This window comes from Actinacidiphila yeochonensis CN732, from assembly GCF_000745345.1.
Taxonomy (GTDB): Bacteria; Actinomycetota; Actinomycetes; order Streptomycetales; family Streptomycetaceae; genus Actinacidiphila; species Actinacidiphila yeochonensis.
The window spans coordinates 813,960-828,079 of the sequence record NZ_JQNR01000004.1 but is presented as its reverse complement, the minus strand read 5'-3'; the positions used below and the strand labels follow the sequence as shown (position 1 = coordinate 828,079).

Sequence of the window (14,120 nt, the reverse complement as noted above, 5' to 3'; positions counted from 1 at the left end):
CCTGGAGGGCTTCGTGCACAACTCGACCCACTCCCGAAGAGGCCCGCTCCGGCGGGCCCTCGTGATCTCGTCCGCGCTGCTGGCGGCGGTCTCCGGCCTCGCCGCGGCAGGCGCCGGGCCGGCCTCGGCCGCCGCCGGGCCGACCACCGCCTGGCAGAAGGGGACGTTCAACCTCGACCCGACCGGCGTGGTCAGCCGCTCCGACGTGGTGCTCGGCTCGCCGAACAGCAACCCGACGGCGTCGATGCCGCTGGGCAACGGGTCCCTGGGCGTGGCCGCCTGGGCGCAGGACGGCTTCACCGCGCAGCTCAACCGCTCCGACACCATGCCCGACCGCAAGTCCCCCGGCCAGCTGGCCATCCCGGGGCTGTCGGTGATCTCGCACGCCGCCGACTTCTCCGGCCGGCTGGACCTCACCGACGGGGTGCTGAGCGAGTCCGGCGGCGGCATGTCGCTCAAGGCCTGGGTGGCCGGCGACAAGGACGAGCTGGTCGTGGACGTCTCCGGCGCCGACCCGAACACCGTGCAGACCGCCACGGTCAGCCTGTGGTCCCCGCGCAAGCCCGTCGCGGCCGTCTCGGGCACCACCGCCACCCTCGCGGAGACCTGGTCCGACCAGGCGCCGCCGATCGGCACCGGGAAGACGTTCGGCTCGCTGGCCGCCCTCACCGCCGGCGGCCGGGACGTCACCGCGTCCGTGGCGAGCCCCACCCAGGTCAAGGTGGCCTTCAAGCCCAACCGGGACGGCTCCTTCCGCGTCGTCGTCGGCTCGCCCGCCTGGAACGGCGGCACCGCCCAGAAGACCCCGGCCCGCACCGCCTCCAAGCTCATCGGACAGGACGCCTCCGCGTCCGAGAAGTCCCTGCTGAAGCCGCAGGACCGCTGGTGGCAGCGGTTCTGGTCGGACTCCGGGCTGGTCGCCATGGACTCCGCCGACGGCAGCGCGGACTACGTCGAGAACCTGCGCACGCTGTACCTCTACGAGGAGGCGGCGTCGATGAAGGCGGGGATCTACCCCGGCAGCCAGGCCGGCGAGGCCGACATGTTCTCGTGGGACAAGGACACCCAGACGTGGACGCCGTCGGCGTACTGGCTCTGGAACCTGCGCGCCGAGATCGCCGCCAACATGAGCAGCGGCAACTACCAGTTGAACACGCCGATCTTCGACATGTACGCCAAGGACCTGCCCGACACCAAGGCGTGGACGAAGCAGCAGATGGGCGGGCTGCCGGGCATCTGCCTGCCGGAGACCATGCGCTTCAACGGCAACGGCATCTCCCCGGGGGTCGGCGAGAACGGCTCCTGCAGTGAGCCGGGCAGCCCCAACTGGAACGCGCTGGACATCTCCAGCGGCCCCGAGGTCGCCCTCTACATGTGGGAGCAGTACCAGGCGACCGGCGACAAGGCCGCGCTGAAGCGGTACTGGCCGTTCATCAAGGCGGCCGTCAAGTTCCAGCTCGCCTACCAGACCATCGGCACGGACGGGCTGCTGCACGCCGTCGCCAACGCGCACGAGACACAGTGGGCCGTGCAGGACCCGACCACCGACATCGCCCTGGACCAGGCGGTGTTCCCGATCATCGGGCAGGCCGCCAAGGTGCTGGGCACCGCGCGCGGCGCCGACGCGGGCCTGGTGAGCAAGGTGGCGAAGGCGGAGACGGAGATCCCGCCCTACCCGCGCACGGACCAGGCCACCCGCACCAAGCTGCTCAACCCCGACTACAGCCAGGCGCAGACGCAGGCCGCGGACGCCACCGGCACCGACATGATCGGGATCTCGTACGAGCCGGCCGCCGAGCGGCGCAACGGCGAGAACATCGAGCTGGAGCCGCTGTTCCCGTGGAACACGGTCAGCGACCAGGACCCCAACCTGTTCTCCCTGGAGCAGCGCTCCTACGCGAACCGGCCCAACAAGGGCGGCAACGACTGGTCGCTGGACGCCATCGACGCGGCCCGGCTGAAGAACGCCGACCAGGTGCGCAGCGACCTGGTCTCGATCACCGAGAGCCACCAGGTCTACCCCAACGGCTTCGCCGACCTGGGCAGTTCGGTCGGCTATGAGCCCTACATCGAGCAGGAGTCCAGCGCGGCCACGGCGGTCGACGAGGCGCTCGCGCAGGACTACGACGGCATCATCCGCTTCGCCCCGGCCTGGCCGAGCGACTGGAACGGCGCCGGCACCGTGTACATCCAGCACGGCGGCAAGGTCGACGTCCAGGTCCAGGGCGGGCAGTTGACGACCGCCGCGATCGAGTCCGGGGCCAACGGCGACCAGCTGGTGGAGAACCCCTGGCCGGGCCAGCAGGTCGAGGTGGTGGACGGCCGCACCGGGCACACCGTGCTGCGCGCCAGCAACGCCTCGGTCCTCTCCGTGCCCGTCAGCAAGGGCGGCACCTACCTGGTGCAGCGGGTCTCCGCGCCCACCGGCAAGCTCGCCTACGCCGCCGTGTCCGGCACCGCGCCCACCGCCGCCAAGCACCTGGGCAACGTCCAGCTCGGCCTGGACGCCACCGCGAAGCCGAACGGCACCGCCACCGTGGGCACCGTGCTGGGCGCCGCCGGCGGCGACCACGGCCTGACCCAGGTCGACTTCACCGGCTCCACCGGGGCGGTCACCACCGCCGGGGACAAGGCCGGGCGCACCGCCCGCACCACCGGAACCAGCTCCGGCGGCAGCGACATGTACTTCGACATCGACAACTCCACTGCTGCGACGGGCAGTTACAACTCCACAATGGACGTGTCCTACCTGGACGCGGGAACCGGCTCCATCCTCGTCCAGTACGACGCCGGCGCCAAGGACGCCTACCACACCGCCGGATCCATCACCCTGCACAACACCGGCACCTGGCAGAAGGCCGAAATCGCCGCCAACGGCGCGTACTTCGGGAACAGCGAGAACGCCGGCGCGGACCTGCGGCTGCACTCGTCCGCACCGTTCAGCGTGCACAGCGCGGCGGTCACCGTCACCGGGGCGTGGGTGTCCGGCGGGCAGCAGTTCCCGCCCGCGCCGCAGATCACCACGCCGCGCGGCGGCTCCACCGTCAAGCTCGCCTCGTCCGTCACGGGCACCGCGCTGCCGGACGCCGCGGTCACCGTGGCCGAGGGCCAGAGCACGCTGTGCACGGCCACCGCGGACGACTCCGGCGCCTGGAGCTGCGCGCCCTCCGGCGGCTTCACGGCCGGCAAGCAGGCGCTCACCGCGACGGCCACCGACCCCTCCGGCCTGACCGGTCCCGCCTCGGCGGCGGTCTCCTTCGACGCCTCCGACCTGCCGCCGGGCACCGCCGTGGTCGGCGCGGTCCTCGGCGCGGACAACCACGCCTACGGCATGAGCGAGGACGAGACGCCCTCCAGCGGCTTCGACGGCCCGACAACGGCCTCGGTCGTCGCCGGCCGGTCCGCGCGGACCAGCACGAACAGCAACATCTACTTCGACGTCGACGACTCCGTGGCCCACGCCGGCGACTACGCGGCGACGTTCACCGTCTCCTACTACGACCAGGGCAACGGATCGTTCGCCGTGCAGTACGACGACGGCGGCTCCGACCCGTACAAGCAGGCCGGCACCATCTCGCTGACCGGCACCAACACCTGGAAGACCGCGACGGTCTCCGCCTCGGACGTCTACTTCGGCGGCCAGCAGCACTCCGCCGCGGACTTCCGGCTGCGCAACGGCAACGGCCAGATCACCGTCCACAGCGTCGCGGTGAAGCTCAGCGGTGACGGCGTGCCGAACGCCACCGACTTCGCCCCGGCCGTCGCCGTCACCGCGCCCGCCGCGGGCGCGACCGTGGCGGCCTCGCCGGCGCTGTCCGGCACCGCCGAGCCGGACGCCACCGTGACGGTGGCCGACGGCACCACCACCGTGTGCACCGCCACCGCCGGCGACGACGGCGCCTGGAGCTGCACCGCCGCCGCCCCGCTGGCCGCCGGCGCCCACACCCTGACGGCGACCGCCCAGGACCCGACGGGCACGGCGGCGCCCACCGCGAAGGTGGTGGTCACCGTCTCGTAGGCATGGGACATGCCTGAGCCGTCCGGGGAGGACGGCGGAGTACGAAGCGGCGCGGGACCCGGCGGGGTCCCGCGCCGCGCGCGTACGGGGCCGGGCGGGCTGGGCCCGCCCCGGCGGCTGCTCCGTCCGTCCGGGCCGGCGCCGATCTGCGGCGGTGCGGCTCCGATGGCATGCTGGCAGCTCAGTGAGCCGAAGGGTCAAGGGTCGAGGGCCAAGGTCGAGGGGTCGAGGGGTCTCCCGTGGGGATCGTCGCACGCTGGCTCCGCGCGGTCCGCGAACGCGACGCGGGCTGGGTGGCCCTGCGCCGCGCCTGCCGCGCCGGCGTCATCACACCCGCCCTCTTCGCGGTCGGCGTCCACGCGGTCGGCAACCCCACGACCGCGCTCTTCGCCGCCTTCGGCTCGATCTCGCTGCTGCTCTTCGTCGACTTCGGCGGTCCGCTGCGGGACCGCGCCACCGCCCAGGGCTGCCTGGTGCTGGCCGGGGTCGTCCTGGTCTGCCTCGGCACACTGGCCTCTCGGTCGACGTGGTCGGCGACCGTGCTGACGGCGGTGGTCGCCTTCGGGGTGCTCTTCTCCGGCGCGGTCAGCTCGGTGCTGGCCGGCGCCGCCACCGCCCTGCTGACCGTACTGGTGCTGTCGGTGTCGCTGCCGGCCCCGGCGGGCAGCATCCCGGACCGGCTGGCGGGCTACGGCATGGCCGGCGCCGCGTCGGTGCTGGGGGTGGTGTGGTTGTGGCCGGCGCCGGGCCGCGAGCCGCTGCGCGCGGCGACCGCCCGGGCCTGCGCGATGCTGGCCCGCCGGCTGCGGGCCGAGGCGGGCGGCGTGGCGTGCGGCTGGAACCCCTCGGCCCGGGCCGATCTCGCCGGGCCGGCCGCCGACGCGGCGGCTGCCGCCCGGGACCTGCGCACCTCGTTCTTCGCCACGCCCTACCGCCCGACCGGGCTCAGCACCGAGGCGCGGGCGCTGGTGCGACTGGTGGACGAGGTGGTGTGGCTGGAGGCGATCCTGGCCCGCACCCCGCCGGAGCTGCCGGCCGCCCGCGTGGACGCCTCGGTGTGCGGGGTGAAGTTCGCCTCGGCCGACCTGCTGGAGGGGACGGCCCGCCGGCTGGAGTCGGCGGTGCGGGACCCGGCCGGCTACCGCCGGGAGGCGGCGGCGCTGGCGGCGGCCCGCGCGGCCATGGAGGAGAGCGTCACGTCGGCCCCCTACGCCCCCGTCCCCGCGTCGGCGAGCGGCGACACGCCAGGCGACGCGACCGACGGGACGACCGACGGGACGACCGACGCGACGACGGACGGGAGGGCCGGCGACACGGGGGACGGGACGGCCGACGGTCCGGCGGGGGCCGCGGCACGGCGGGCGCCGGGTGTCGCGGGGTTCGTCAGCTCGCTGGAACCGGGCTTCCGGGCGCAGGAGACGGCCGGCGCCGTCTCGGCGATCGCCGCCAACGTCGACCTGGCCGGGGCCGCCCGGGAGCGGCCGTGGTGGCGGCGGGCGCTGGGCCGCCGCCCGGCCGGGGCGGACCGGGCCGAGTCCCCGCTGGCGACGGCGCAGGAGCGGGCCGGGGCGCACGCGCGGACCCACTCGGTGTGGTTCCGCAACAGCCTGCGCGGGGCCCTGGCGCTGGGCGCCGCGGTGCTGGTGGCCGAGCTGACCGGGGTGGAGCACTCCTTCTGGGTCGCCTTCGGCACCCTGTCGGTGCTGCGTTCCAGCGCGCTGCTGACCGGGCAGAACGCGCTGCGCGCGCTGGTGGGCACGGCGGTCGGCATCGCCGTCGGCGGCGGGCTGGTCGCCGCGGTCGGTTCGGAGACGACGGTGCTGTGGGTGCTGCTTCCGCTGGCGCTGGTCTTCTCCGGGCTGGCGCCGGCGGCGATCTCCTTCGCCGCCGGGCAGGCGGGCTTCACCGCGGTGCTGCTGATCCTCTTCACCATCATCGCGCCGTCCGGCTGGTCGATCGGGCTGGTGCGGTTCGAGGACGTGGCGATCGGCTGTGCGGTGAGCCTGTGCGTCGGTGCGGTGTTCTGGCCGCGCGGGGCGGGCGCGGCGCTGAGCCGGGCGCTGTCGGAGGCGGTCGGCGACAGCGCCCGCTACCTGCGCCGGGCGGTGGAGTTCGGGGTGAGCCGGTGCGACCCGGCGGCGCCGGGGACGGCCGCGCCGGACGGGGAGCGGCGGGCGGCCGCGGCGGCGGCCCGGCGGCTGGACGACGCCTTCCGCGGCTTCCTGGCCGAACGCGGCACCAAGCACCTGCCGCTGGCGGACGTGGCGGCGCTGGTGACGGCGGTGGCGGTGCTGCGGCAGACCGCCGACGCGGTGCTCGCCCTGTGGCAGCCGGAGGACGGCGGGGCGGCCGGCGACCGTACGGCGGCGCGGGTGGAGCTGCTGGCCACGGCCGCCCGGGTGTGCGGCTGGTACCAGCGGGCGGCGCGGGCGATGGGCGACGGCGGCCCCGTTCCGGAGCCGCCGGAGCGGGAGGAGGCGGTGCAGGCGCGCCTGACGGAGGCGGTCGGACGCGACCTCACCGGCGGCGACGGCCACGGCACGGCCACCGCGATCCGGATGGTGTGGACCGCCGACCACCTGGACGTCGGATGGCGGCTGGAGGCGGCGGTGGCGGGCCCGGCGGCGGCCGTCGCCGAACGGCAGCGCCGCACGGCGGCGCGGCCCCGGCTGCCGCGAAGAGGCCGGCCGGACCCCGTGCACAGCGGCTGACGCCCTGGCCGAGGCCCCGCGCCCGGGCCGGGGAGAGCGGTGGGCCCGGCGGCCGGACCGTCAGTGCGCGGCTTCTCCGGGGAGGTCGGCACCGAGCCGGCCGGCCGGCCCCACGGCTTCCGAGGGGGCCGGGTCGGAGCCCGGGGCGGTCCGCTCCTGCGGCCGCAGGGTGAGGACGGTCAGCAGGTCGCCGACGGTCGGGCCGGCGTCGGCCGGGTGCCGCAGCGGCGTGCCGGGGGCGACGGTGTAGAAGTTGGTGCGGCCGGTGCGGCGGTGGGTGAGATAGCCCGCCGTCTCCAGGTCGGCGATGATCTTCTGCACCGCGCGCTCGGTCAGCAGGCAGCCGGCGGCGATGTCCCGCACCCGTGTACCGGGGTCCCGGGCGATGGCGGCGAGCACGCGCGCGTGGTTGGTGAGGAACGTCCAACTGGTGCGGGTCGGCGCGGCTTCTTCCATGGGCCCATCGTACGAGTTCGCCTCCGCCCGAACCGATAGGCGAACGCGAATTCGTGTATACCTTGACGGGTATCAGAACGACCGGCCATGCTGGACGCAACGCGGGTACGGCGGGAGAGAACGCGAGGGCGGCAGCATGTCCATCGACGCGGCGCGGCCCGGCCCCGGCACCCCCGCGGTCACCGCCGGGGCGGTCGGCGGCGGCACCGATCCGGTGCCGGGCCGCCACGACGAGTTCGACCTGTTTCCCGGGCCCGACGGACCTGACGTATCTGCCGGACCCGCCGGCTCCGAGGGGCCCGAGGCATCCGGGGGACCTCACGGGCCCGACGGCTCCGCCGGGCTCGACGACTCCGACGCGGACGAGGGGGAAGCCGGCACGGTGTGCGATCTGTGGGCTCCACTGACGGTACGGCTGAGGGGCGGCCGCGGCCGGCTGCGCGCGCACGTCCTCGGCGAGGCCGACATGGCGGGGGCGGGCACCCTTGAGGCCGCGCTGTCCGACGCGGTCCGCCGGGCCGACGCGCTCGACGTGGACCTCAGCGACGTGTCCTTCCTGGACTGCTCCGGCCTCAACTGCCTGCTGCGGGTGCGCTCCCTCGCCCGCTCCCGGGGCACCGCCTTCACGGTGACCGCCGCCGCCCCGGCCGCCGTCCGCCTCTTCGCCCTCACCGGCACGGCCGGCCTCCTCATGCCGGACGCGCCGACCGCCGCCGTCCCCGCGCAGGCCCGGACCGGCCTGCGGCCCGCCTGACCGAGACAGCCCTGCCGGCACCGCCGCCGGGCCGAGAACCGGCGGCGTCACGGCCCGGCGGTGTCACGGCTCGAAGCGGTAGCCCATGCCGGGTTCGGTGATCAGGTGGCGCGGGCGGGACGGGTCGGGCTCCAGCTTGCGGCGCAGCTGGGCCAGGTACACGCGCAGGTAGTTGGTCTCCGAGCGGTAGGTGGGTCCCCAGACCTCCTGGAGCAGCTGGGTCTGGGTGACCAGCCGCCCCGGGTTGCGCACCAGCACCTCCAGCAGGTGCCACTCGGTGGGCGTCAGCCGCACGTCCGCCCCGTTCGAGCGGACCTTCTTCGCCGCGAGGTCGACGGTGAAGGACTCGGTGACGACCACCGCCTGGTCGGCGGGGGCGCCGGAGCCGGGTTCGGCCCGGCGGAGGGCGGCCCGCAGCCGCGCGAGGAGTTCGTCCATGCCGAACGGCTTGGTGACGTAGTCGTCCGCGCCGGCGTCCAGCGCCTGCACCTTCTCCTTGGAGGCGTGCCGGGCGGAGAGCACGATGATCGGCACCCGCGTCCAGCCGCGCAGGCCGCGGATCACCTGCGCCCCGTCCATGTCGGGCAGGCTCAGGTCCAGGAGGACCACGTCGGGGTGGTGCGTGGCGGCCAGCCGCAGGGCACCGGCTCCGTCGGGGGCCGCGTCCACGTCGTAGTGGCGGGCCCGCAGGTTGATCACCAGGGCGCGGACGAGCTGCGGCTCGTCGTCCACCACCAGAACCCGGGTCATCGTCGGGGTGCTGCCTTTCGCGGGCGGTCAGAGGGGGGAAAGGTTACTTCGGAGCGCGTGCCCCGCGGAGCGTCGCGGGAACCGTCCAGGACCGGGCCGCCGTCCTCGGGACCGGCACCGCGCCGCGTGCCGGGGGGCTCCGGACCGTCCAGGTCGTCCAAGCCGTCCAGGCCGTCCAGGCCATCCAGGTCATCCGGGCCGTCCGGGGCGTCCCCGCCGCCCCCGGGCGGCCTGCCGGGCGCGGTGGGCAGGGTAAAGACCATGCTCAGGCCGCCCCCGGGCGTGTCCTCGGCCGTGAGGGTGCCGCCCATCGCCTCGGTGAAGCCGCGGGCCACGGCGAGCCCGAGGCCGACGCCCGTGCCGTCCGGCGGGGCGTCGCCGTACCGCTGGAACGGCTCGAAGACCCGGTCGCGGGCCTCGGCGGGCACCCCCGGACCCTGGTCGATGACGCGCACCTCCACCTGGGTGCCGGACGGCAGCGGCAGCGCGTCGGCGCGGACGACGACGGGCCGGCCGGGCGGGCTGTACTTGACGGCGTTCTCCACGACGTTGGCCACCGCCCGCTCCAGCAGCCCGATGTCGGCCCGTACCAGCGGCAGCTCCACCGGCAGCTCCAGCCGCACCGCCCCGGTCGGCACCCCGGCCAGCACGGCCGGCACCACCTCGTCCAGGGCGATGTCGCGCAGCAGCGGGCTGACGGTGCCGGTACGCAGCCGGCTCATGTCCAGGAGGTTGCCGATGAGGTGGTTGAGCCGGTCGGCGCCGGTCTCGATGCCGGCCAGCAGCTCGGCCTCGTCCTCCTCGCTCCACTCGACCTCGTCGGAGCGCAGCGAGGTGACCGACGCCTTGATGCCGGCCAGCGGCGTGCGCAGGTCGTGGGAGACGGCGGCGAGCAGGGCGGTGCGGATGCGGTTGCCCTCGGCCAGGCGGCGGGCGTCCTCGGCGCGGCGGGCCAGCCGCTGGTGCTCCAGCAGGGCCGCGGTCTGCGCGGCGAAGGCGACCAGCACCCGGCGGTCGGCGGCCGGCAGCACCCGGCCGCTGAGGGCCAGCACCAGCCGGTCGCCGGCCGGCACCTCCACGTCGGCGCCCTCGGGGGCCGGGGCGGGCGCGGGGCCGACGGAGGCCACGGTGCGCCAGGGCCCTTCACCGGCCCGTTCCTGCCCGGCGTGCTCCAGCAGGGCCGCCGACTCCATGGCGAAGATCTCCCGGACCCGTTCCAGCAGCGAGGTGATGGAGTCGGTGTGGTCCTCGCCGCGCAGCACGCTGCCGGCCAGGTGGCTGAGGATCTCCGACTCGGTGCGGCTGCGCGCGGCCTGCTGGGCGCGGCGCGCGGCCAGGTCCACCACGGAGGCGACCGCTATGCCCACCGCGACGAAGATCACCACCGCCAGCAGGTTCTGCGGGTCGGAGATGGTGAAGGTGTGGGTGGGCGGCGCGAAGTAGTAGTTGAGCAGCAGCGAGCCGAGCAGCGCGGCGGCGATGGCCGGGAAAACCCCGCCGACCAGCGCGGCGGCCACCGTGAGCGCGAGCAGGAGCAGCAGCGGGGTGGACAGCCCGGGGCGCCCGGAGCCGGACAGCAGGGCGAGGGTGAGCAGCGGCGGGCCGCCCAGGCCGAGCAGCCAGCCGCCGACCGCCCGGGCCCGTCCCAGGCTGATGGGCAGCCGCCCGGGCAGCCGGGGCCGGCCGGCGGCGGCCTCCTCGTGGGTGACGATGTGGACGTCGATGTCGCCGCTGTCGCGCGCCACGGTGGCGCCGACGCCCGGCCCGAGCACGTACTGCCAGGCCCTGCGCCGGCTGGAGCCGAGTACGACCTGGGTGGCGCCGACCCCCCGGGCGAAGTCCAGCATCGCGGCGGGCACGTCGCTGCCGAGCACCGAGTGGTAGCTGCCGCCGAGGTCCTCCACCAGGCGGCGCTGGCCGCCCAGGTCCCTGGTGGAGCCGCCCGCAAGCCCGTCGGAGCGCACCACGTGGACGGCGAGCAGCTCGCTGCCGGAGCCCTTCGCGGCTATCCGCGCGGCCCGGCGGATGAGCGTGGCGCCCTCGGGTCCGCCGGTGAGGCCGACCACGATCCGCTCCCGGGTCTGCCAGGCGGACTGGATGCCGTGCTCGTCGCGGTAGCGCAGCAGGTACTCGTCGACGCGGTCGGCGGTCCACAGCAGGGCCAGCTCGCGCAGGGCGGTGAGGTTGCCGGGGCGGAAGTAGTGGGAGAGGGCGGCGTCGACCTTCTCCGGTGCGTAGACGTTGCCGTGGGCCAGGCGGCGGCGCAGCGCCTGCGGGTCCATGTCGACCAGCTCGATCTGGTCGGCTCGCCGCACCACCTCGTCCGGCACCGTCTCGCGCTGCCGTACGCCGGTGACGGCCTCGACGACGTCGCCCAGGGACTCCAGGTGCTGGATGTTGACGGTGGAGACGACGTCGACGCCGGCCCGCAGCAGCTCCTCGATGTCCTCCCAGCGCTTGCTGTTGCGGCTGCCGGGCACGTTGGTGTGGGCCAGCTCGTCCACCAGGACGACGCGGGGGCGGCGGGCGAGCACCGCGTCGAGGTCGAGTTCGGTGAAGTCCGCGCCGCGGTAGGTGGTGTGGCGGCGCGGGACCTCCTCCAGGCCGGCCACCAGCTCGCGGGTGTGCGGGCGGCCGTGGTCCTCGACGAAGCCGATGACCACGTCGGTGCCGCGGGCGGCCCGCCGGTGCGCCTCGCACAGCATGGCGTAGGTCTTGCCGACGCCCGGGGCGGCGCCGAAGAACACCCGCAGGGTGCCCCGGCCGCGGCCGCGGCCGGCGCCGCCGGGCCTGCTGCCCGGGTCCGGGTTCGGATTCGCCTCCGTGTTCGCGTTCACGTGGGTATACACGTTCTCGTCCGGGTTCGGGTTCACGTCCGCGTCCAGGTCCGACGCCGGTGCCGGATCGTCCGACGGCGGTCTGGACGCCTCTTCCCTCGCCACCGGACCTGTTCCTCCGCCGTTCGCCGTTCCGCAGCCGCGGACCCTTGCCGCGACATCCATGAGCATAGGACGCCGGATGACCGCCGACCCCCTCCGACCAGGGCCGCTCCACCCATCTTGGCGGCTTCTTGACACCACCGCTAACGAGGCGTCCAGGAGCGGCCCGGGGGGTGGCCGCCGGACCCCCGGCGACCGCCCCGACCGGCGACGACGCGCGTGTGAGAAGACCGCGGCGCGTCAAGGTCCGTTAAGGAGGCGCTAAGATCTCCCGCTCCGTCGACCAGATGTCCGATTCGACCCGACTCTGTGCAGTAGGGATGGGGGGCTCACCACCCTCTGCCGGATGACGGACGGACACGGACGGACATGGCGTCGACGACCAACGGGACGACCAACGGGACATCTCGCGGCACCCGCCGCGGGAGCGACGGCGCGCGCGGCACCGCGGGCGCCTCCCAGGCGGCTCCCCCGGGCCCGGCCGCCGTGCTGCCGGAGTCCTACGGCTACCGGGTGAAGAAGCACCTGCTGGGCAAGCCCCTGGTGACCGAGCAGCTGCACAGCGAGAAGCTGTCGAACCCGATCGCGCTGGGCGTGCTCGCCTCGGACTGCATCTCGTCCTCGGCGTACGGCTCGGAGCAGATGCTGGTGGTGCTGATCCCCGCGATCGGCGTGGCCGCGTTCACCGCGCTGATCCCGGTGACGATGGCGATCCTGTGCGTGCTGCTCCTGCTGACGCTGTCCTACCGCGACGTGGTCATGGCCTACACCCGGGCCGGCGGGTCGTACGTGGTGGCCCGGGAGAACTTCGGGCCGCGGGTGGCGCAGGTGGCGGCGGTGGCGCTGCTGATCGACTACATCGTGACGGTGGCGGTGCAGGCCGCGGCCGGCACGGACGCGCTGGTGTCGCTGATCCACCTGCTGGCGGGCGGCGCCCGGCTGACCGTGCTGGACGACGACAAGCTGTTCATCACCGTCGGGGTGGTGCTGCTGCTGTGCTGGGGCAACCTGCGCGGCATACGCGAGGCGGGCCGCTCCTTCGCGATGCCCGCCTACCTCTTCATGGGCGCGATGGCGCTGATGCTGGTCACCGGCTTCACGAGGTACCTGCTCGGCGACCACTCCCGGATCGACGTGCACACCCCCGGCATGCTGCCGATGGGCCACGACACCCACGGCTTCTTCTACGGCGCGTCGCTGCTGATCCTGCTGCGCGCGTTCGCCAACGGCGGCTCCTCGCTCACCGGCCTGGAGGCCATCTCCAACGGCGTGAGCGCCTTCCGCGCCCCGCAGGGCCCCAACGCGCGGCGCACCATGGTCGCGATGTCGTGCGTGCTGGGTGTCTGCGTGCTCGGCGTGTCGCTGATGGCGCACATCACCCACGCCACGCCGTACGTGGCGCAGACCCCGACGGTGATCTCGCAGGAGGCCAGCTGGGCGTTCGGCGGCGGCTGGATCGGCACCACCGGGCTGGTCTTCGTCCAGCTCGCCACCGCGCTGATCCTCTACACGGGCGCGAACACCTCGTTCAACGGCTTCCCGTTCCTGGCCAGCTTCGTCGCCGACGACTCCTTCCTGCCGCGGCAGCTGACCCGGCGCGGCCACCGGCTGGCCTTCTCCAACGGCATCATCGTGCTGACCGTCGTCTCGCTGGCCCTGCTGATCGCCACCCGCGGCAGCCTCAACGCGCTGGTCGGGCTGTACGCGATCGGCGTGTTCTCCGGCTTCACCATGGCCGGCGCGGGCCTGGTGCGGCACTACTGGCGGCTGCGGGAGGGCTCGTGGCGGGCCAAGGTCGCGTTGAACGGCGCGGCCTGCGGCGTGTCGCTTGCGGTGGCGTTGATCTTCGCGGTCACGAAGTTCACCGAGGGGGCGTGGATCGTCGTGGTGGTCTTCCCCATAGGCGTCTGGGCGCTGATCAAGGTCAACAAGCGGTACCGGGAGGAGGCCGCGGCGCTGGCCGCGGCGGAGGCCGGCGCGACCCTGCCGGCCGCGGGCCGGCAGGAGGTGTACATCCTGGTCGACCGGATGGACCTGGCCGTGCTCAAGGCGATCCGGTACGCCCGCTCGCTGCGCCCGGCGCAGGTGCGCGCCGTGCACATGGTGGTGGACGCGCACGAGGCGAAGCGGCTCGCGGCCCAGTGGGACCGCACCGAGGTCGGCGACCTGCCGCTGGAGATGGTGGAGTGCCCGGACCGCCGGATCAGCCGGGCGGTGCTGGAGCTGGTCAACCGCCGCACCTGCGAGCAGGGCGCGCAGGTCACGCTGCTGATCCCGGAGCGCAACTACTCGCCGGTGCTGGGCCGGCTGCTGCACCGCCGTACGGCCGACCACATCGCGCGGGCGGTCGGCAAGCTGCCGGACGTGGTCGCCACGATCGTGCCGTTCGACGTCACCGAGGCGCACACGCCGGCACCGGGCCGTGCGGGCGGGTCCGGCGCGACCCGCCACGAGCCGGGCGCCCGGAGGGCGTAGGGCGCACGGGTCCGGGG

The 14,120-nt window shown here is 74.6% G+C and carries 7 protein-coding genes; 4 read left to right on the top strand and 3 right to left on the bottom strand.

Annotation, left to right across the window (positions count from 1 at the left end; genetic code table 11):
- Nucleotides 1–13: 13 nt before the first annotated feature.
- Together BS72_RS32160 and BS72_RS10185 are read left to right on the top strand one after the other, a co-directional pair.
- Nucleotides 14–4,018, top strand: a complete 4,005-nt coding sequence (locus BS72_RS32160; RefSeq protein WP_051950901.1) for an Ig-like domain-containing protein — start codon at nucleotides 14–16, stop codon at nucleotides 4,016–4,018.
- 239 nt (nucleotides 4,019–4,257) lie between these two features.
- Nucleotides 4,258–6,729 carry an FUSC family protein gene (locus BS72_RS10185; protein WP_051950900.1) on the top strand — a complete coding sequence of 824 codons (2,472 nt, stop codon included), beginning with the start codon at nucleotides 4,258–4,260 and terminating at the stop codon, nucleotides 6,727–6,729.
- A gap of 60 nt (nucleotides 6,730–6,789) precedes the next feature.
- On the opposite strand, the gene BS72_RS10180 is transcribed toward BS72_RS10185, so the two are convergent.
- Nucleotides 6,790–7,185, bottom strand: a complete 396-nt coding sequence (locus BS72_RS10180) for a helix-turn-helix transcriptional regulator (protein ID WP_078901200.1) — start codon at nucleotides 7,183–7,185, stop codon at nucleotides 6,790–6,792.
- Between the two features lie 136 nt (nucleotides 7,186–7,321).
- On the opposite strand from BS72_RS10180, the gene BS72_RS32155 reads away from it, so the two are divergent.
- Complete coding sequence (locus tag BS72_RS32155) at nucleotides 7,322–7,939, top strand: STAS domain-containing protein (RefSeq protein ID WP_051950899.1); 618 nt, start codon at nucleotides 7,322–7,324, stop codon at nucleotides 7,937–7,939.
- 63 nt (nucleotides 7,940–8,002) lie between these two features.
- On the opposite strand, the gene BS72_RS10170 is transcribed toward BS72_RS32155, so the two are convergent.
- Together BS72_RS10170 and BS72_RS10165 are read right to left on the bottom strand one after the other, a co-directional pair.
- A complete protein-coding gene (locus tag BS72_RS10170) occupies nucleotides 8,003–8,689 on the bottom strand; it encodes a response regulator (RefSeq protein WP_037908804.1) in 687 nt (228 codons plus the stop codon).
- Nucleotides 8,686–11,436: an ATP-binding protein gene (locus tag BS72_RS10165; RefSeq protein ID WP_232792359.1), complete on the bottom strand. Its 2,751-nt coding sequence runs from the start codon at nucleotides 11,434–11,436 to the stop codon at nucleotides 8,686–8,688. Before BS72_RS10165 ends, BS72_RS10170 begins: the two co-directional genes overlap by 4 nt.
- A 561-nt stretch (nucleotides 11,437–11,997) precedes the next feature.
- Between BS72_RS10165 and BS72_RS10160 the strand changes: the two genes are divergently transcribed.
- Complete coding sequence (locus tag BS72_RS10160; RefSeq protein ID WP_063836017.1) at nucleotides 11,998–14,103, top strand: APC family permease; 2,106 nt, start codon at nucleotides 11,998–12,000, stop codon at nucleotides 14,101–14,103.
- Nucleotides 14,104–14,120: the final 17 nt, after the last annotated feature.